This window comes from Stagnimonas sp. FW305-C-60, assembly GCF_058782965.1.
Window position 1 is genome coordinate 906,947 of the sequence record NZ_JBYSYF010000001.1, and the last position, 17,511, is coordinate 924,457.

Annotated in this window: 16 protein-coding genes; 10 read left to right on the forward strand and 6 right to left on the reverse strand. The window is 68.9% G+C overall.

All coding sequences use genetic code 11. The features are described 5' to 3' along the window. Window positions 1–107: 107 nt before the first annotated feature. From AC3WT6_RS04115 to AC3WT6_RS04150, 8 genes are all read left to right on the forward strand, one after another. Window positions 108–1,829: a hypothetical protein gene (locus tag AC3WT6_RS04115; protein ID WP_492652293.1), complete on the forward strand. Its 1,722-nt coding sequence runs from the start codon at window positions 108–110 to the stop codon at window positions 1,827–1,829. An 11-nt stretch (window positions 1,830–1,840) separates the two neighbouring features. Continuing rightward, window positions 1,841–2,638, forward strand: a complete 798-nt coding sequence (locus AC3WT6_RS04120) for a hypothetical protein (protein ID WP_492652294.1) — start codon at window positions 1,841–1,843, stop codon at window positions 2,636–2,638. Next, complete coding sequence (locus AC3WT6_RS04125) at window positions 2,631–3,470, forward strand: Aq_1264-related membrane protein (protein WP_492652295.1); 840 nt, start codon at window positions 2,631–2,633, stop codon at window positions 3,468–3,470. Before AC3WT6_RS04120 ends, AC3WT6_RS04125 begins: the two co-directional genes overlap by 8 nt. A gap of 160 nt (window positions 3,471–3,630) precedes the next feature. Further along, window positions 3,631–4,269 (forward strand): SH3 domain-containing protein, encoded by a 639-nt coding sequence (locus AC3WT6_RS04130; RefSeq protein ID WP_492652296.1) that lies wholly within the window; start codon window positions 3,631–3,633, stop codon window positions 4,267–4,269. Next, window positions 4,266–4,652, forward strand: coding sequence for an SH3 domain-containing protein (locus tag AC3WT6_RS04135; protein WP_492652297.1), 387 nt, complete (start codon window positions 4,266–4,268; stop codon window positions 4,650–4,652). Before AC3WT6_RS04130 ends, AC3WT6_RS04135 begins: the two co-directional genes overlap by 4 nt. Before the next feature lie 99 nt (window positions 4,653–4,751). Beyond that, on the forward strand, window positions 4,752–5,774 hold the full coding sequence (locus tag AC3WT6_RS04140; RefSeq protein WP_492652298.1) for a chorismate transformation FkbO/Hyg5 family protein: 1,023 nt from the start codon (window positions 4,752–4,754) through the stop codon (window positions 5,772–5,774). Window positions 5,775–5,847: 73 nt separating this feature from the next. Further along, window positions 5,848–7,833, forward strand: a complete 1,986-nt coding sequence (locus AC3WT6_RS04145) for an SDR family oxidoreductase (RefSeq protein WP_492652299.1) — start codon at window positions 5,848–5,850, stop codon at window positions 7,831–7,833. 113 nt (window positions 7,834–7,946) lie between these two features. Further along, window positions 7,947–9,056 (forward strand): hypothetical protein, encoded by a 1,110-nt coding sequence (locus tag AC3WT6_RS04150; RefSeq protein ID WP_492652300.1) that lies wholly within the window; start codon window positions 7,947–7,949, stop codon window positions 9,054–9,056. Between the two features lie 25 nt (window positions 9,057–9,081). Here AC3WT6_RS04150 and AC3WT6_RS04155 read toward each other — a convergent pair whose 3' ends face one another. Next, window positions 9,082–10,137 carry a 3-deoxy-7-phosphoheptulonate synthase gene (locus AC3WT6_RS04155; RefSeq protein ID WP_492652301.1) on the reverse strand — a complete coding sequence of 352 codons (1,056 nt, stop codon included), beginning with the start codon at window positions 10,135–10,137 and terminating at the stop codon, window positions 9,082–9,084. Window positions 10,138–10,528: 391 nt separating this feature from the next. On the opposite strand from AC3WT6_RS04155, the gene AC3WT6_RS04160 reads away from it, so the two are divergent. Beyond that, complete coding sequence (locus tag AC3WT6_RS04160; RefSeq protein WP_492652302.1) at window positions 10,529–11,515, forward strand: DUF3187 family protein; 987 nt, start codon at window positions 10,529–10,531, stop codon at window positions 11,513–11,515. 51 nt (window positions 11,516–11,566) lie between these two features. Here the strand turns inward: AC3WT6_RS04160 and AC3WT6_RS04165 are convergent, their stop codons facing one another. After that, window positions 11,567–12,277 carry a pirin family protein gene (locus tag AC3WT6_RS04165; RefSeq protein WP_492652303.1) on the reverse strand — a complete coding sequence of 237 codons (711 nt, stop codon included), beginning with the start codon at window positions 12,275–12,277 and terminating at the stop codon, window positions 11,567–11,569. Window positions 12,278–12,393: 116 nt separating this feature from the next. On the opposite strand from AC3WT6_RS04165, the gene AC3WT6_RS04170 reads away from it, so the two are divergent. Continuing rightward, a complete protein-coding gene (locus tag AC3WT6_RS04170; protein ID WP_492652304.1) occupies window positions 12,394–13,305 on the forward strand; it encodes a LysR family transcriptional regulator in 912 nt (303 codons plus the stop codon). 63 nt (window positions 13,306–13,368) lie between these two features. Here the strand turns inward: AC3WT6_RS04170 and AC3WT6_RS04175 are convergent, their stop codons facing one another. The 4 genes from AC3WT6_RS04175 to AC3WT6_RS04190 all read right to left on the reverse strand — a co-directional run bounded on the left by AC3WT6_RS04175 (window position 13,369) and on the right by AC3WT6_RS04190 (window position 17,444). Beyond that, entirely contained in the window at window positions 13,369–14,061 is a 693-nt protein-coding gene (locus AC3WT6_RS04175) for a hypothetical protein (protein ID WP_492652305.1), read from the reverse strand. Between the two features lie 60 nt (window positions 14,062–14,121). After that, entirely contained in the window at window positions 14,122–14,565 is a 444-nt protein-coding gene (locus AC3WT6_RS04180) for a hypothetical protein (protein ID WP_492652306.1), read from the reverse strand. Between the two features lie 4 nt (window positions 14,566–14,569). Further along, window positions 14,570–16,438, reverse strand: coding sequence for a cytochrome c3 family protein (locus AC3WT6_RS04185; RefSeq protein WP_492652307.1), 1,869 nt, complete (start codon window positions 16,436–16,438; stop codon window positions 14,570–14,572). Between the two features lie 61 nt (window positions 16,439–16,499). Continuing rightward, entirely contained in the window at window positions 16,500–17,444 is a 945-nt protein-coding gene (locus tag AC3WT6_RS04190; protein WP_492652842.1) for a UDP-glucuronic acid decarboxylase family protein, read from the reverse strand. Window positions 17,445–17,511: the final 67 nt, after the last annotated feature.

The window sequence follows — 17,511 nt, forward strand, 5'->3', positions numbered from 1 at the left end:
GAGTCGATAGCGAACGCCCCCACCCCAGCCCTCCCCCGCAGGCGGGGGAGGGAGCCTTCGTTCGAGGCTAGGTCGCGATGCGGTGGATACTGTTTGCAGCGCTGGCTTTGGCCGCCCTCGCCTTGGCTGTCTACGGCTGGTCGCAAGCACATCGCGACGGCCCCGCCATCGCCGAGCTGGCCAAGCACGCGCCGGTCACCGATCCGACCGCCACCTCCTCGCGAGTGCTGTCGCGCGCCGACCTGCCGCCTGTCGTCGTTGGCGGCGACGGTGTTGCCCGTGGAACGCGCTCGCTGTTCGATCATCTGGTGGCGCAGGCCGACGGCGTGCCCTGGCCGTTCGAGAAGCTGGTGGCGCTGCTCGCCAAGCAAGACCCCAGCGGTGGTGCGCCGCTGAGCCTGCTGATTCCCGACGGCCGCTCCCTGCTCAAGGGCCAGGCCGACTACGCGCACCCGCGCGTGCTGGTCGCGGCCGACTTCCAGGCGCCGGGCACACCGGCGAGCCTGGGCCTGGCGCCGCGCGGTCAGCTGTTCCTCGGCTTTACCGAGCAGGCCAACGAGATCGAGGTCATCAGCTACAACGAGGCGGCTGGCCGCTACGAGTTCCAGCTGGTGCAGGACTACCGGGCCAACGGCGCGCGCCGGCTGGTCTACGCCCAGCGCGCGATCTGCGAGTCCTGCCACCAGGGCGGCACGCCGATCTTCTCGGTGCGGCCCTGGAACGAGACCAACGGCCAGCCGGAGACCGCCGCGAAGATCGCCGCGGCCGTCGGCGGCGAGCGCTACCTCGGCCTGCCCACGGCGGCGCCGCTGGCGGCGCCGGAGCGCTACGACGAGCTGACCGATGTCGGCGCCTATCTGATCGCGGCGCAGAAGCTCTGGCTAGATCGCTGCGCGGATGCCGCCTGCCGCCGGCAGTTGCTCAAGCTGGCGCTGGACTACGCGCGTGCGCCTGGCGACTTCCAGGCCGACAGCCCTGGCGTCGCCGAGCTGCGTCGCCTGCAGGCGGCGAGCGGCGAGCGTGACATCGCGGTGCCGCAGTCCGATCTGCCCAACCGTGATCCCATCGGCGAAGGTCGCGGCATCAAGGGCTATTTCCGCAGCCTGTTCAAGCCGGCCGTGAAGCTCGGCGATGGGGCCAAGACCAATGCCGATCTCGAAGCCTTTGACCGCCTGCCCAAGCTGCCCCCCACGCAGGACCCGCTGACGCCGCGTGCGCCCAAGCGCCTGCTGGGCGCGGCCGACATCGACGGCGTCTACGCGTTGGCCAGCCTGTTCACGCCGGACGACCTGCGCCGCCTGCAAGCCGCCGCCGCTTACGACTGGAGCGCGGTCGAGCAGGCGGTGGATCGCCTGCCGGAGGCGTTGTTCGCCGAGACGCCGGTCGCGCGGGTGCCGTTGATGCAGGCACTGCTGGTGCCGGGCCTGATTCGCGGTGGCAGTGCGGGCGCGATGCCCGGCTACTGCTGCCTGGAGACCGCCGAGATGTCGCCGCCGATCAGCAGCGGCGAGCCGCCGGTGCAACTGGCGGCGGGTTCGCCGATAGAGCCGTTCGCGCACTACTGCTTCGCCTGCCATCGCGGCAATCCCAGCAAGCGGCTCAACTTCATGTCCGGCGCGAGCGAGGCCGAGGTGACGGCCAACATCAAGGCCAAGTCGGAGATCCGCGATGCGCTCGACTGGCAGCGCTATCGCGGCACCGACAAGGCAGCCAAGCTGATGCCGCCCGCCGACGCACCCCAGCACGCGGCGCTGGAAGAGGCTATGCAGCAGAATCCGCAACTGCTGGAACAGATGCGGGCGCTGGTGCCCGGGCTGTTTGATTTCTAAGGATGTCGCTCATGGATTCGCAGCAGCACCCACTCTTCAAGCTCACGACCGCCCGGCGAGCCGGCGTGCTGCTACTGCTGGCGTGCGCGCTGCCTGCCCATGCCGAACCCGCCTTCGCCCGGCTCTACAAGCAGCAGTTTGGCTACACGCCCTCCTGCAACGCCTGCCACAAGGACGGTGGCGGCACGCCCAACAACGCCTATGGACAGCAGTTCAAGGACGCTGGCGAGAGCCTGGCGGCCTTCGCCAAGATCGCCGCGCTCGACGCCGATGGTGATGGCGCCAGGAATGCCGACGAGGCCGCCGCCAAGGCCAATCCGGGCGACGCCAAGTCCACGCCGGCCAGCAAGGGCGAATGGCTGGATACCGCCAGCCTGATCCCGCGCGAGGTGCAGGCGCTGTTCCCCGGCGTGCGCGAATACCTGCCGCGCGATGCCGTGCTCACCGACGCCGATCTGGCGCGCGCCAAGGCGCTGGGTGCTGTGCTGGCCAAGGCCGACGAGAACACCATCTACATCCCGCTGGTGGACAAGAAGCCGGCTGGCACGGCGCTGATCTTCCCGGCCGAGTACCAGGGCAAGCTGTTCTTCCTGCTGCTTGCCACCGACCGCCAGCTCAAGGTCACCGTCGTGCAGCCGCTCAACACCACCCACGTGCCGGCGGCGGCCAAGAGCGCGGTGTACGCCAGCTTCAAGGGCCTGGCGGTCGATCAGTTGCCGGCCAGCGGCGGGCAGGGCGTTGATGCGGCGATCACCGCGGCGGTGAAGAAGGCAGGGACGCTGCTCTATGTGAGGCTCAAGAATGCGTAACTGGCTGCCGACGCTGCTGCTGATGCTGGTCTGCGGCCTGGGCCTGTTCGGCGCGCGCGCCATCGCCCAGGCCGCCGCCGAGGCCGATGGTGGCGCGGTGCCGGTCCCCGCCAGCGCGGCCGAGGTTCCCGCCGACAACTTCGACTTCTTCAGCGACACCCCGGTGCAGAGCGCCGAGATCGTCGAGCTGCCGCCGGAGAAGTCGCGCTGGCTCAGCCTCGGCGGCCCGCTGGCGCTGTTCGCCTTCTTCTTCCTGGTGCTGGCGATCATCTGGTGGCTGGTGCCGTTCTCCAGTCACAGCGTCGACATCAACCTGCGCAACTTCCCGCCGGCGGCCAAGCGCGGCATCGCGCTGGCGGTGGCGATGTTCGGCATCGCCTTCTGCTTCGGCGCCTCCGAGATCTGGTACCAGTTGCGCCTGCACGGCTCGGCCGAGGCCTATTTCGCGCAGATGTCGCTGGGCAAGCTCATCGCCTTTACCCACGCCCACCTGTTCGGCTTTACCACCAGCTTCTTCATCATCGGCATCCCGTTTTCGATGCAGTTCAACCAGCTCCAGCTCTACCAGTGGGTGTTTCCGGCGGGGCTGGCCGCCTCGCTGACCGATGTCATGTCCTGGTGGGGCATCAAGTTTCTGTCGCCCAACTTCGAGTGGGTATCGATGTTCTGCGGCATCGTCTTCTCGGTCAGCTATCTGTGGATGCTGATCGGCCTGCTGCGGGTGCTGCTGTTCCCGGAAGTGATCTGGGCCTCGGACAAGGACCGCGCGCCCCGGCTTGCGGCCAAGGCCGAGCAGCGGCAGGCTGCGCGTCATGGCGAGGGGGATTATTGACCCGCCGCCCGGGTTACGCGGTCACCGAACGGTCGCGCAGTCCCGCTAGGCTGACCGGCCGCTGGCACGCTAAATGTGTCGTGTTCCGCAACGTCCGGGCGACGCCCTGACCCGGTGAGTCCGGAATAGAAGTCCAAAGAAATTTCAGAGAGGGAAGTCGATGAACCAAGCCACTATCGCCGCACGCCTGCTGCTGGGCTTCTGCGCCGGCGCCCTGCTGTCCAGTTGCTCCTCGGGGCCGCTCCGCAAGGAGCCCGGCAACGAGAGCGGCAGCATCCACACCGCCGCCATCGGCAAGGCGCCGCCGGCCGAGCCGCCCAGCTTCGGCTCCAAGCCGCTGTCGGAGCTGAACACGCCCGACGCCATCGCCGCCCGCGAGGCCCAAGCGCGCCTGGGCGGCAGCGCGCCGCTGGCGCCGGCCTATCCCGCTTATCCCGCCGCGCCGACTCCGCCGCCGCCAGCCCTGCCGCCGGCTTCGGCACCGGTGATCGCGCCGGCGTATGCACCGCCACCACCGCCGCCGCCGGCCTCCCCGCCGCCGGCGGTCAGCGCGCGTGGCGAGCCGGCCGCGACGCATGCCCAGGTCGCTGCCTTCAGCAAGGGCGTGAAGGTCAGCGCCCGTCCGGGTTCGGCGCTGCGGCTGCGCCCCAGCTCGTCCAGTGAGGCGATCCAGTCGCTGCTGCTGGATACCCCGGTGGTGCTCGACTCGCGGGTCTATAACGCCGAGGGCTATTGGTGGTACGTCACCGTCGGTGCCGACGATGGCTGGGTGGCGCAGAGCGATCTGCTGATCCCGTGAAGCCGGCGGCGCTGGTCTGCGCGCTGGCGCTGCTGCTGCTGGGCGCCTGCGTGCGTCAGGCGCCGCTGCCGCCGCCCTCGGCACGCACACCGGTATTGCTTGCGCCGGAAGAGAAGGTCGGCATGGAGTCGCTGGAAGCCGCGCCCGTCCCGGCGCCGCTCGCCAGCGCACTGCTCGCCGCCGGCCTGCCGGCGCGTCTGCGCGAGGCCCTGCCGCTGCGCGCACAGCCGCTGAACAGCGCCGCGGTGCTGACCGAGTTGCCGGCCGGTAGCGCGGTCAGCATCCTCGGCGAGATCGACAATGCCTCTGGCCACTGGAGCAGTGTGCGGGCCGGGGACACGGTCGGCTGGCTGCCGAGCGGCGGGCTGGACTCCAGCCACTAGAAGCCGGCCATTGCGGCGGCCGGTGCTAGCCTAGAGGGGTCTTCCCGATCTTCGCCGCTGTGCTCCGCCGTTCCTTGGCGCGGGCCGGCCGCCACCCGTATGACTTTCGCCAGCCCCGTTTCCGCCACCTTGCCCGGCCCTGTCGGCGCGCCCTTTCTGACCGCCGTCGCCGGCCCTGGCCGGCTGCCGCCGGATGCGCTCGCCTGCCTGCACCACGGTGGCCCGCTGCCGGACGCCGACCCGCGCCGCCTGCGCCTGCCGCTGCCCTTGCTGCACGGCCACGCCGCCGAGCTGTGGAGCGCCGGCCGGCCGGTGCTGGAGGCTAGCAGCGAGCAGGGCCTGCACTGGGCCCACGACGGCCAGTATCTGTTCGCCCACCTGAGCCTGTCGGCCGAAGACGTGATCGCCGCCAGCGAGGACGCCTACTGGCGGCTGGAGCGGCTGGTGGTGCACCACGGCTTTCCCTACTGGCTGCGCACCTGGAATTTCCTCTCCGGTATCAACGCCGGCGAAGGCGACGGCGAGCGCTACCGGCAGTTCTGCCTAGGGCGCGGTCAGGCGCTGGCGGCGCGCAGCGATTTTGAGCGCCACCTGCCGGCGGCCACCGCCATCGGCAGTGCCGAGCCCGGTCTGGTGGTGGCGGTGCTGGCCGGGCGTAAGCCGGGCATCGCGCTGGAGAACCCGCGCCAGGTCTCCGCCTTCCGCTATCCGCGCCAGTACGGTCCGCGCAGCCCCAGCTTCACCCGCGCCATGCTGCTGCGCGAAGACGCCGGCGCCGGCACCGCCGCGCGCCTGCTGGTATCCGGCACCGCCAGCATCGTCGGCCACGCCACCCGCCATGCCGGCGATGTGCTGGCCCAGCTGGAAGAGGCGGCGGTGAATGTCGAGGCGCTGCTGCGCCACGCGGCGGTGAGCCACTTCCCCGATGTCGGCGAGCCGATGTGGGCGCCGGAGAGCTTCAAGGTGTATCTGCGCCACCCGGAGCACGCAGAAGCGGTGCGCGCGGCCTTCGAGCGCCGGCTGGCCCACGGCCTGCCCTGGGCGCTGTTGCAGGGCGACATCTGTAGGCAGGATCTCTTGGTGGAGCTGGAGGCGGTGTACCGCTGGGACGGGCCAGGCTAGGAACTCGCCGGCTCCTATAGACTTCCTCCATCACGCCCCGAGAACGGCGGTCCATTGGAGAGAGGAAGAGTCCATGAATTACTTCGTCACCGGCGCCACCGGCTTCATCGGCAAGTTCCTGCTGGAAAAGCTGCTCGCCCGCGAGGGCGCCAAGGTGCACGTGCTGGTGCGCCCGTCCTCGGTCGCCAAGTTCGAGGAGCTGAAGGAGCGTTACGGCGAAGCCGGCAAGAAGCTGGTGATGGTGCCGGGTGACATCACCGAGCCGGGACTGATCTCGCCAGCGGACTTCAAGAAGCTGGCCGGCAAGATCGACCACGTCTTCCATCTCGCCGCGGTCTACGACATGACCATGAGCGACGAGCAGGGCGACCGCATCAACAACGAGGGCACCCGCAACCTGGTCGCCTTCGTCAACGATCTCGGCGGTCCCGTGCGCCTGCACCACGTCTCCAGCGTCGCGGTCGCCGGCAGCGACTACGTCGGCATCTTCAAGGAGACCATGTTCGACGAGGGGCAGACCACCAACCACCCCTATTACCGCACCAAGTTCCAGAGCGAGGCCATCGTCCGCAATGAGTGCGCCGCGCCCTGGCGCATCTACCGTCCGGGCGTGGTCGTCGGCCACAGCGAGACCGGCGAGATGGACAAGATCGACGGCCCCTACTACTTCGCCAAGGCGATCCAGAAGATCAGCTACCGGGTACCGAAGTGGCTGCCGCTCTTGGGCATCGAGGGCGGCAAGGTGGCGATCGCGCCGGTGGACTACGTGGCGGCGGCGATGGATGCCATCGCCCACCTGCCTAAGCTCGACGGTCAGTGCTTCCACCTGATGCAGTCGCAGTCGCCGACGGTTGGCGATCTGCTGCAGTGCTTCCTGGAAGCCGCCCACGGGCCGGAGTTCGGTGGCCGCCTCGACATTCCGGCACTGCCGCCTTCGGTGAAGAAGTTCATGGGCCGGATCGGCAAGTCGATCTCCAGCCGCAACGAGCAGAAGATCGCCGAGGCGCTGGGCGTGCCGCTGTCGGTGCTCGGCTACGCCTTCAACCAGGCGGTGTTCGACGACCGCGAGGCGCGCCGCGCGCTCAAGGGCACCGGCATCGTCTGCCCGGACATCAAGCACTACGCCGACAAGCTCTGGCAGTACTGGGAGCTGCAGCTCGACCTCAAGGTGAAGATCCCGCCGCGCCTGCGCCAGAAGTTGTCGGGCAAGGTGGTGCTGATCACCGGCGCCTCCTCCGGCATCGGCTTCGCAGCGGCCAAGAAGATCGCTGCCGCCGGCGCCAAGGTGATCCTGGTGGCGCGTACCCGCGAGAAGCTGGAGGAGACCAAGCTGATCCTGGAGAAGGCCGGCGGCGAGGCGCATGTCTATCCCTGCGACCTCAACAGTCTCACCGACATCGACCGCATGTCCGCCGAGGTGCTGCGCGACTTCGGCCATGTCGATGTGCTGATCAACAATGCCGGCCGCTCGATCCGCCGCGCGGTGTTCGAGAGCTTCGACCGCTTCCACGACTTCGAACGCACCATGCAGCTCAACTACTTCGGCGCGGTGCGGCTGATCATGAATCTGCTGCCGGCGATGGCCAAGCAGAAGAGCGGCCACATCATCAACATCAGCTCCATCGGCGTGCTCGCCAACGCCGCGCGCTTCTCCGCCTATGTCGCCAGCAAGGCCGCGCTCGACGCCTATACCCGCTGCCTGTCGGCGGAGGTGAAGGCGCGCAACATCCACACCACGGCGATCTACATGCCGCTGGTGCGCACGCCGATGATCGCGCCGACCAAGATGTACGACTACATCCCGACCTGGAGCCCGGAGGACGCCGCCGACACGGTGGTGAAGGCCATTCTCGATCGGCCCAAGAGCATCGCCACCACGGTCGGCACCGCCGCCGCGGTGAGCTACGCGATCTGGCCCAAGGCCAATGACTGGGTGCTGTCCAAGGGCTTCCAGCTGTTCCCCTCGTCGAGCGCCGCCAAGGGCAAGAAGGACGGCGGCGAGAAGCTCACCCTCGAGCAGACCGTGTTCGCCAATATCTTCAAGGGCGAGCACTGGTGAGTCCGCTCGGCCAGCTGGCAACAAGAAGGGGGCCGTTGGCCCCCTTCTTGTTGCGGTAAGGGCAGGCGCGGCTCGCGCTGCCAAGCTGCTAGGCGCCCTTCTACAATCCCGCCATGCCGTCAAAAAACTCCCGCCGTCTGCGCTGGGCGCTGCTGATCGCGCTGGCCCTGCACGCGCTGCTGGCCTGGCGGTACGCGGGCGATCTGCGTGCGCGGGTGGTGGCGGCGCTGCAGACCGAGACGGTGAGCGAGGCGGTGGTCGAACTCGCGCCGGAGCCACCACCACCGCCACCGCGCAATCGCTGGACGCTGGCGACCAAGCTCAGCAGCGGCTCGCCGGAAGACCTGCCGCCGCCCTTGCCCGACGACTTCTTCCCCAAGCCGGCGCCGCCGGGGCGCGGCTTCCTGAGCTTGAGTACCAGTCTGTCCGGCAGCTCGCTGACCGCGGCGCTCACCGCCGCCCTGGTGCCCGAGGTGGTGCGGCTGCCGGACATCGAGGCGAGGGGCGTGCAGCCGCGCACGGCGCGGCCGGCACGCCCGCCACGGCCAGCGGCCAGTCCGCCGCTCACCGCCGCCGCGCCGCCGGAACCGGCGCCCGAGCTGCCGCCGCTGCCCGAACCGCAGGCGCCGCTGCGCCTGCCTTCGGCGCAGGACGAGGCGGCGCTGGAACTGGCGATCCGCCGCGCCGCCGAGTCGGCGGGGCGCAGCGCCCGGGTGGAGCCGAGCCCGCGTGCCAGCACCGATCTTCGCGCGCTGTTGCCGCAGGGGCCGCTGGCGCCGACGCAGCCATCGCCGAGCCGCAGCAGCAAGCCCTTGATCGAGCTCAGGCCAGTGCCGCCGGCGCCGCCCTCGGGCATCACCACCTATCCCCTGGACGCGCCGCTGGCGCCCGACGCCAGCCGGGCCGGCGCCGATGCCGGCAGCGGCGACTACACCCGCAACCGCGCCGAGTATTTCGCGCGCCTCACCGCGCAGCTCAAGGCCACCAACCAGCGCGCCCTCGCCGAGGCGGTGAAGGCGACGCCAAGGATGACGGTGCGGATGAAGTTCGTGGTTGATCGCCGTGGCGCGGTGCTCGATGTCTACGCCGCCGAGACGGTGCCCGTAGAGGCGGCCCGCCGCGCCACCGAGATCATCCGTGCCGCCGCGCCGTTTCCGCGCATCCCCGAGGCCATGATCCAGCCGCGGCTGGAGCTGAGCTATCCGGTGGAGGTTTACCGCTAGCCAGGGTGGCGCAGCAGCGCGGCGTCTAGCCGCGCCGCTTGCTGACGCCCTCGGCGAGCGTCGCCAGCAGGGCTTCGGTGTCGTCCCAGTCTATGCAGGCGTCGGTGATGCTCTGGCCGTAGTTGAGGCTGACGCCCGGCTTGATGTCCTGCCGGCCGGCGACCAGATGGCTCTCGATCATCACGCCGGTGACGCGGCGCTCGCCGGCCGCCATGCGCGTGGCGATGTCGTGGCCGACCTCGATCTGCTTCTGGTGCTGCTTCTGGCTGTTGGCGTGACTGAAGTCGATCATCACCTGCTCGCGCAGGCCGGCCTTCTTCAGCTCGGCGCAGGCGGCATCGACGCTGGCGGCGTCGAAGTTGGGGCCGCGATTGCCGCCGCGCAGGATCAGGTGGCAGTCCGGGTTGCCGCGGGTCTGGAAGATCGCCACTTGGCCGGTCTGGGTCAGCGACAGGAAGCGGTGCGGATGGCTGGCCGACAGGCAGGCATCGACGGCGATCTTGACGCTGCCATCGGTGCCGTTCTTGAAGCCCACCGGGCAGGACAGGCCGCTGGCCATCTCGCGGTGCAGCTGGCTTTCGGTGGTGCGCGCGCCGATGGCGCCCCAGCTGACCAGGTCGGCCAGGTACTGCGGCGTGAGGATGTCGAGGAATTCCACGCCGGCCGGCATGCCGCGGGTGTTGAGTGTCAGCAGCAGCTCGCGCGCGGTGCGCAGGCCGCGGTCGATCTGGAAGCTGTCGTCGAGGCCGGGGTCGTTGATCAGGCCTTTCCAGCCCACCGTGGTGCGCGGCTTTTCGAAGTACACGCGCATCACGATCAGCAGTTCGCCGGCGTAGCGGTTGCGCGCCGCCGCCAGCTTGCCGGCGTAGTCGAGCGCGGCCTGGGTGTCGTGGATCGAGCAGGGGCCGACGATCACCAGCAGGCGGTCGTCCTCGCCGGACAGCACGCCCTGGATGGCGGCGCGGGTGCGGGCGACGGTATTGGCGGCGGCTTCCAGCAGCGGCAGCTCGGCCTGCACCTGGGCAGGGGTGGAGACGGGGCTGACGGAGGCGATCCGCAGATTTTCAGTGACCAGCTTCATTGCAGCGAGAGTTCGTGGCGCCGTTGTGGACAAATGGCGCGCGATGATAGCGGATGGCGGTCGGCCCGGGCTTCGTCCGGCTGATAGGCTCTAGGGTGTGTTGACACTAAATACCTCGCTGTGGCGGAAGGCGGTTTTGGGGCAGTGCAAGGAAGCAAGAGTGCGCAATAGCGGGCCTATTGAAACTCTTGCTGACGCGGCAATGCCCCAAAACCGTCCCGCCCCGAAGGGTTGCTGGTCAAAAGCGCGTCATGCCGCGTTGCCCGCCTCGCGAAGGCAACCAGCCTTCGCGTCAGCAGGCGCCTTGCCTGACGCGCTTTTGACCGGCAACGCAGCGAGGTATTTAGTGTCAACACACCCTAGTTCCGCCCCCGATTTGGAATTTCGATCCATGCGCGCTGCCTTGTTCGCCGCTTCGCTGCTTGCCGCCGGTGCCGCCCAGGCCGAGGGCTATGCGCTGTTCAACCAGTCCAGCTTTGCGCGCGCGGCGGCGCTGCCGGCGCTGAACGCCGCGCCGGTGCTGGCGGCCGGCGAATCACAGGGGCAGGTCGCGCTGGACTGGTCCAGCGAGTACTACGAGGCGCAGTCCGGCACCGAGAGCCTGAGCCTGGACGCCGAAACCCAGCGCTACGCGCTGCGCTACCGGCGCGGCTTCGGCGGCAGCGTGGTGTCGGTGAACGGTTGGGAGTGGGGTGTGGAGCTGCCCCTGCTCAGCAGTGGCGGCGGCAGCCTGGACTCGCTGATCGAGAACTGGCACGACACCTTCGGCCTGCCCAATGGTGGCCGCGAGAACGCGCCGCGCGACCGCTACCTGATCCGCTACCAGCGTGACGGCCAGACGCTGCTGGATTTGAGCGAGGGCGAGAGCGGCCTGGGCGACGCCCGCCTGAGCCTGGCAGCGGCGCTGGGCGAGCGCTGGGTCGTGCGCGCCCTGCTGCAACTGCCCACCGGTGACGCCGACCGCCTGAGCGGCGGGCATGCCGGCGGCGCGCTCTGGGCCGACTACAGCTTCGGCCTGGGCGAAACCGAGCGCTACCGGCTCAGTCTTTCCGGCGGCCTGTCCGCCAGCGCCACCGACGGTCCCCTGGGCGAGCTGCAACAGCCGCTGGTGGCGGTGGCGGGCGCCAGCTTCAGCGGGCCCCTGTGGCCGGCACTGCTGGGAGCGACCGAGGGCGTGCTGCAACTCGACGCACACAGCGCCCTGTACCAGGACTCCGAGCTGGAGCCCCTAGGCGGCGACAGTCTGCAGGTCGCATTCGGCCTGCGGCTGCCCACCGCGCTGGGCCGACTGGAGCTGGCGATCCAGGAAGATCTCGCGGTCTACACCGCGCCCGACTTCAGCCTGCATTTTGCGCTGGGGTTTGGCGGCGGCCACTGAAAACCCGGCTGGCGTGCGCCAGCCGGGTCGCGTAACCGCGCGGCGACGTGCTCAGGGCAGGTCGAACAGCAGCAGTTCGGAATCCGTCTCGGCAACCAGGTCCAGCGCCGCCTCGCCCTCGATCAAGGCTGCGTCGCCGGACGACAGCGTCTGCTCGCCCAGCCGCACTTCGCCGCGTGCCAGGTGCAGGTAGTGACGGCGGCCGGCCCGCAGCGGCTGGTGAACCGAGCCGCCAGCTTTCGGCCAGGCCAGTGACAGGCCGGCGTCGGCGTTGATGTGGAACGGTGCCGACTCAGCACCCGGCTCCGCGACCGGTGCCACCACCCGGGCAAAGCCCTGGTGCAGGGTCTCGGCGTCCAGCACCGACTGCTCGTAGCCCGGCTTGACGCCCAACTGGTTGGGTTCGATCCAGATCTGCAAGAGGTGCAGGGGCTCGCTGTAGCTGCCGTTCATCTCGCTGTGGCGGATGCCGTTGCCGGCGTGCATCACCTGCAACTCGCCGTGGTGGATCAGGCCGGAACCGCCGGCGGAGTCCTGATGGCGCACGGTGCCGGACAGCGGGTAGGTGATGATCTCCATGTCGCGATGACCGTGGGTCGCGAAGCCAGTGCCGGGGGCGACACGGTCTTCGTTGATGACGCGCAGATTGGAGTAGCCCATCCAGCGGCGGTCGTAGTATTCGGAAAACGAGAAGCTGTGGCGGGCCTCCAGCCAGCCGTGTTCGGCATGGCCTCGGTCGGCGGAGCGGCGGAGCTGGATCATGGTAGTTCTCCAAAAGTTTTGAATCTGCCAAAGCAATATAGGCTTGACCTAGGCCGCTCTAAAGCGGAAGGTTTTGAGTCAATCATTCAAGACCGTTGAACCTGCGGAGATTCGCCATGCGCCTGACCCTGGACGCCCTGCTCGCCCTCGACGCCATCGCCACCGAGGGCAGCTTCGCCAAGGCCGCCGAGGCCCTGCACAAGGTGCCCTCGGCGCTGACCTACACCATGCAGAAGCTGGAGTCGGACCTCGACGTGCAGCTGTTCGACCGCAGCGGCAAGCGGGCGGTGCTGACGCCGATCGGCCGCATGCTGCTGGAGCAGGGCCGCGACCTGCTGCGCCAGGCCGAGGGCGTGGAGCGGCGCATCAAGCGTCTGGGCGAGGGCTGGGAACCGCAGTTGAGCATCGCCGTCGACAACGTCGTGCCGATGCAGTGGCTGTTTCCGATCATCCGCGAGTTCGACGCGCTGGGCTGCACCACGCGCCTGAAGCTGACCCAGGAAATCCTGGGCGGCGGCTGGGATGCGCTGATCGACCGTCGCGCCGATTTGGCCATCGGGGTGCCGAGCGACCCGCCCAGCGGCTTCGGGCTGGTCAGCCGCGAATGGATCCAGATCGAGGCCTTCATCTTCGTGATGGCTCCCGGGCATCCGCTGGCGGCCTTGCCGGAGCCGCTGCGCTCCAGCGACATCGCCCGCCATCGGGCCATCGTGGTGTCCGATTCTTCCCGCCGCATCGAGGCGCGGACGGTGAACCTGCAGCCGGCACAGGAAACCCTGCATGTGCCCAATCTGGAGACCAAGATCGGTGCCCTGCTGGCGGGCCTGGGTGTGGGCTTCGTGCCCTCCCACCTGGCCGCGGAGCACCTGCGGGCGGGGCGGCTGGTCAGCCGCGGAGTCGAGGATAATCGCTCGGCCAGCGCACTGCGGGTGGCCTGGCGCGCCGCCGAGGACGGGAGGGCGCTGGCCTGGTTCCGGGATCGCATCCTGTCCGCTGGCCAGGGTCCGCAGGCGCCGTTCCGGGCTTAGTGGCGCTCCGGCGGACCTGCGCCGAGGGGCGCCTGCGAGGCTGTTGTCCCGGACTGTTCCGACCTAGTTCAGCAGCATGCCCGCCTCGCCGAGGCGGCGCTCGAAGTCATCGGCCAGCTTGGGGAACGCCGCCAGCAGCTTGGCCGAGCGCGGCACCTCGGATTGCAGCCGGTCGAGCGCGCTGTCGACACTGACGAATAGTTCGCGAATCGCGGCGGCGGTGGGCGCGCCAGGCTGCATCACCGCGGCGGGAAGCTGTGCGCTGCCGGCCTTGGCATTGGTGCTCAGCGCGGCGTTGATGGCGTCCATCGCGCGGGTTTGCGCGGAAAGGCGTTCCAGCACCCGCTGTTCCAGCGCGTCGATGGGGGCGTGCAGACGCGTGCGGCGTTGCTCGATCTCGGCGCGCGCTGCCGGAATCAGGTCCATGGCCAGCGCCGGGTCCGCCGGTCTGGCGCCGGCCTTGCCGCGCTTGCGGTTGTTCTTGAGCACCTGCTTGACCTCGGGTCTGGTCGCAAGGTTGTCGAGGAATACCGGCGTCCAGACGCTGTCGATGAAGTGATCGGCGGTCGCCCGCTTGGCGCGGAACAGTGACTGCACCAGGGCGGTCTGGGTTTGCCCGACCGACTGGATGCGTGCGGCGAGCACATCGTTCAGGGGCGGCGTCGGCATCTCGGCGGTTGGCGTCAGCGCACAGGCGGACAGGGTACTCGCGGCGGCGAGCAACAGGCCGCGGCGGAGCAGGGTGCTGCTGTACATCGGGATGTTCTCCAAGTGATTGCCCCGAGCTTAAGCCATGCGCAGGCCTGGCTGGCCGGCTCAGCGCCGCCAAGCCGCGTGTGCCGCCTTGAACAGAGCGAGCAGCAGCAAGGCGGCGCCGAGCGGCGTGGCGAGGATCGCCAGCGAAGGATCGCTTTCGCTGTTGCCGATGCCTCCAAACAGGAAGCCCGCGGGGACCAGGGCGGCACCCCAGCGCAGTGCCCAGCCGGCACTGGCCGCCGCCGGCAGCCGCGGCAGCACGGCGGCCCAGGCCAGGTTGAGCAGGGCCAGCAGTGCGCCGTGGGCATGGCCCAGCACCCAGAGTTCCCGCCTTAGATGGTGGTCCAGATACCAGGGGGCCTTGATCAAATGCAGGAATTCCAGCGATAGGCCGCCGACCAGGAACAGCAGCAGGGCACTGGTCCCGTAGCGCAGATGAGCCCGGATCGCGGGTTCCAGCGCGGTTTCGGCGGCGGGCGCCGAGGGGTAAGGTTTCTGGGCCATGCGATTACTCTCCGATATTGATGGCGCGGCCGTCGGCCTGGGCGCGCAGGCTGGCGATCAGCTCGGCATCGACGCTGCCGTCGTCGCGCAACAGGCCGCCCTGTAGGTCGGCGACCGCGACCGGACGGAACTGCTGGCGGATGCGGATCAGGGCCTCGGCGCGCAGCGGCGCATCAGCGATGAAGTCGAAGCCGGCCAGGGTCTGCAGCAGGCGGGCGTCGCCAAGCACGGTCGCCGTCTGCCGGGCCGATAGCCAGGCGAAGCGGCGCACGGCGGGATAGCGGTCCTCCATGGCAGCGAACAGCAGGGGCAACTGGGCGCGGCGTGCGACCGGCCCTAGCGCGCTGTCCTCGGCGCCGGCCAAGCGCGCGGCCACCGCGCGCTGCACCGGATCGCCCGCGAACAACTGCCGCAGGTTCTCTGGCAGCGCGGTTGGCGACGATGGCTCGGTGGGCTCGCCACGCCACTGCCGCAGGGCGGTTTCGGCCCAGCCGGCGCTGCGGTCGCCATGGCAGCCGGTACAGGCATCCGGGCGCTGGCCCGAGGCGTTGACGGCGGGCGCGGGCTTCTCGATGCGATGGCTGCGATGGATCTCCATCACCCCGTAGGCGAGCTTGGGCATGTGGCAGTCCACGCAATCTGTGTTGGCGCCAGTCGCGGCGTGTTGCCGGTGCGCGGGCAGAGTCTGCGCGATGCCCTGGTGGCAGCCCTCGCAGGCGGCGCCCTCGCGGTTCTCGGCGCTGATCATGCCGGCGGGATCGCCGTCGTGAGCGGAGTGGCAGCCGATACAACTCGCGCCGCCTCGGGTGTAGCAGCTTGATTGCATCAAGCCTTGCAGTTCGTAGGCCGACAGTCGCGGCGTGCCGTCGGACCAGAAGCGTAGCCTGAAGGTATCGGGGTCGCCGGCCGGCACCGGAGTATCGCGGGTCACCAGTCGCACATGGGCCTGGAGGTCATCTCCGGCCCGGTAGGTCGGGCCGCGGCTCAGCCAGCGATCCACCAAGTCCGGCCTGGCCGGCAGGCGCTGGCCGTGGCATTGCCCACAGACCTGGGCGGCGCGTTCCGGCGTCAGTCGCCGGGGATTGACGATGCTCGGGTCGGCGTGGCCGGACAGGTGCAGCCAGTAGCGGCGTACCGGGTTGCGGTTGGCGGCGGCGTGCTGGGCGCCGGGGCCGTGGCAGGCCTCGCAGGCGATGCCCAGTTCCGCGACCTGGCTGTCCCAATGCGCCTCGCTCAGGTAATTGAAGCGTTCTCCCCGCTTGAGGCGTTGGAACAGCTCTTCGGCGTTGGTGATGCGCGGTTCCGGGCCGGTGTTGTGGCAGTAGATGCAGTTGGGGTTCCAGGTCGCGGCGTGCTGGTCGTAGCGCTGGTTGTCGTCGTAGAGGAAGGCGCCGTTGTAGTGGATCCAGCGCTGCTCGCCGTTGTGCCAGATCAGCGGCAGCCGCTGGTAGCGGCCGCCCGGCGCCTCGGCCAGGTACTGCTGATAGCGGTGAGAGCCGACGGTGCGCGCCACTGGCACGCTGCCGAGGACCGAGAGATCGCGCGGGTCCAGGTACTCGAACAGGAAGCGCCCGTCCTTCTGCGTCGGCCGCACCGGCTGGCCCCAATAGCGCACCACCTGACCGTCGAAGGCGCCCTGCACGGACTTGGCGCTGGCCTCCTGGGTCATGGTCCGATGGTAGGTGCGGCTCCAGCTCGCATGGTGGTCTGCGTGACAGGATTTGCAGCTAGTGGACCCGGCGTAGGCGAACTCGTCACGCGGCTCCGGGGCTTCCAGACCCTGCTTCGCGCTCCAGCCCCAGGCGCCGACCAGCACCAGCGCCGACAGGCTCAGCAGGACCAGCGAGAGGTTGGCGGCAAGGCGGCGGGACATGGCGTGAAGACTAAAGAAAAAGCCCGGCTCCAAGCCGGGCTTGATCGGTTTCGAGCCGGGTTCAGGTTAAGGCGCGGTGGCCAGACTTGAGCACCTTCTCGAAGTAGGGGATGGCCCTGGTCAGGCCTTCACGCAGTGACACCTTGGGTTCCCAGCCGAGCTTTTCCTTGGCCAGACTAATGTCCGGGCGGCGCTGCTTGGGGTCGTCTGGCGGCAGCGGTTGGTGGGCCAGAGTGCTCTTGGAGTTGGTGAGCTCGATGACCAACTGCGCCAGTTCAATCATGGTGAATTCGCCAGGATTGCCGAGATTGACCGGCCCGGTGACGCCGGCGGGGGAGTCCATCAGGCGGATGAAGCCTTCGACCAGATCATCGACATAGCAGAACGAGCGGGTCTGCAGGCCTTCCCCGTAGATCGTGATCGGCCGGCCGAGCAGGGCCTGCATGATGAAGTTGCTGACCACCCGGCCGTCGTTGGGGTGCATCTTCGGGCCATAGGTGTTGAAGATGCGGGCGACTTTGATGTCCAGCTTGTGCTGGCGGTGGTAGTCGAAGAACAGGGTTTCGGCGCAGCGCTTGCCCTCGTCGTAGCAGGAGCGGTAGCCGATCGGATTGACGTGGCCCCAGTAGCCCTCTGGCTGCGGGTGCACCTCGGGGTCGCCGTAAACCTCGCTGGTGGAGGCCTGGAAGATCCGGCACTTCATGCGTTTTGCCAGCCCTAGCATGTTGATTGCGCCGTGTACCGAGGTCTTGGTGGTCTGCACCGGGTCGAACTGGTAATGGATCGGGCTTGCTGGACAGGCCAGGTTGTAGATCTGGTCCACTTCCACGTACAGCGGCATGGTGATGTCATGCCGCATCAGCTCGAAGCGCGGATTGCTCAGCAGGGTTTCGATGTTGGCGCGGCTGCCGGTGTAGAAGTTGTCCACGCACAGCACCTCGTCGCCGCGCTCCAGCAGCCGCTCGCAGAGATGGGAGCCGATGAAACCGGCGCCGCCGGTGACCATGATCCGCTGCGGACCGAATTCGCGCTGAGTACGCACTACTGTTTTCCCCTGATTGAAATTGGAGTTT

Bases quoted from the DNA above. Each gene is read 5' to 3' on its own strand.
- AC3WT6_RS04120 (WP_492652294.1), top strand. From the start codon at position 1,841: ATGGATTCGCAGCAGCACCCACTCTTCAAGCTCACGACCGCCCGGCGA.
- AC3WT6_RS04125 (WP_492652295.1), top strand. From the start codon at position 2,631: ATGCGTAACTGGCTGCCGACGCTGCTGCTGATGCTGGTCTGCGGCCTG.
- AC3WT6_RS04130 (WP_492652296.1), top strand. From the start codon at position 3,631: ATGAACCAAGCCACTATCGCCGCACGCCTGCTGCTGGGCTTCTGCGCC.
- AC3WT6_RS04140 (WP_492652298.1), top strand. From the start codon at position 4,752: ATGACTTTCGCCAGCCCCGTTTCCGCCACCTTGCCCGGCCCTGTCGGC.
- AC3WT6_RS04145 (WP_492652299.1), top strand. From the start codon at position 5,848: ATGAATTACTTCGTCACCGGCGCCACCGGCTTCATCGGCAAGTTCCTG.
- AC3WT6_RS04150 (WP_492652300.1), top strand. From the start codon at position 7,947: ATGCCGTCAAAAAACTCCCGCCGTCTGCGCTGGGCGCTGCTGATCGCG.
- AC3WT6_RS04155 (WP_492652301.1), bottom strand. From the start codon at position 10,137: ATGAAGCTGGTCACTGAAAATCTGCGGATCGCCTCCGTCAGCCCCGTC.
- AC3WT6_RS04160 (WP_492652302.1), top strand. From the start codon at position 10,529: ATGCGCGCTGCCTTGTTCGCCGCTTCGCTGCTTGCCGCCGGTGCCGCC.
- AC3WT6_RS04165 (WP_492652303.1), bottom strand. From the start codon at position 12,277: ATGATCCAGCTCCGCCGCTCCGCCGACCGAGGCCATGCCGAACACGGC.
- AC3WT6_RS04170 (WP_492652304.1), top strand. From the start codon at position 12,394: ATGCGCCTGACCCTGGACGCCCTGCTCGCCCTCGACGCCATCGCCACC.
- AC3WT6_RS04175 (WP_492652305.1), bottom strand. From the start codon at position 14,061: ATGTACAGCAGCACCCTGCTCCGCCGCGGCCTGTTGCTCGCCGCCGCG.
- AC3WT6_RS04180 (WP_492652306.1), bottom strand. From the start codon at position 14,565: ATGGCCCAGAAACCTTACCCCTCGGCGCCCGCCGCCGAAACCGCGCTG.
- AC3WT6_RS04185 (WP_492652307.1), bottom strand. From the start codon at position 16,438: ATGTCCCGCCGCCTTGCCGCCAACCTCTCGCTGGTCCTGCTGAGCCTG.
- AC3WT6_RS04190 (WP_492652842.1), bottom strand. From the start codon at position 17,444: ATGGTCACCGGCGGCGCCGGTTTCATCGGCTCCCATCTCTGCGAGCGG.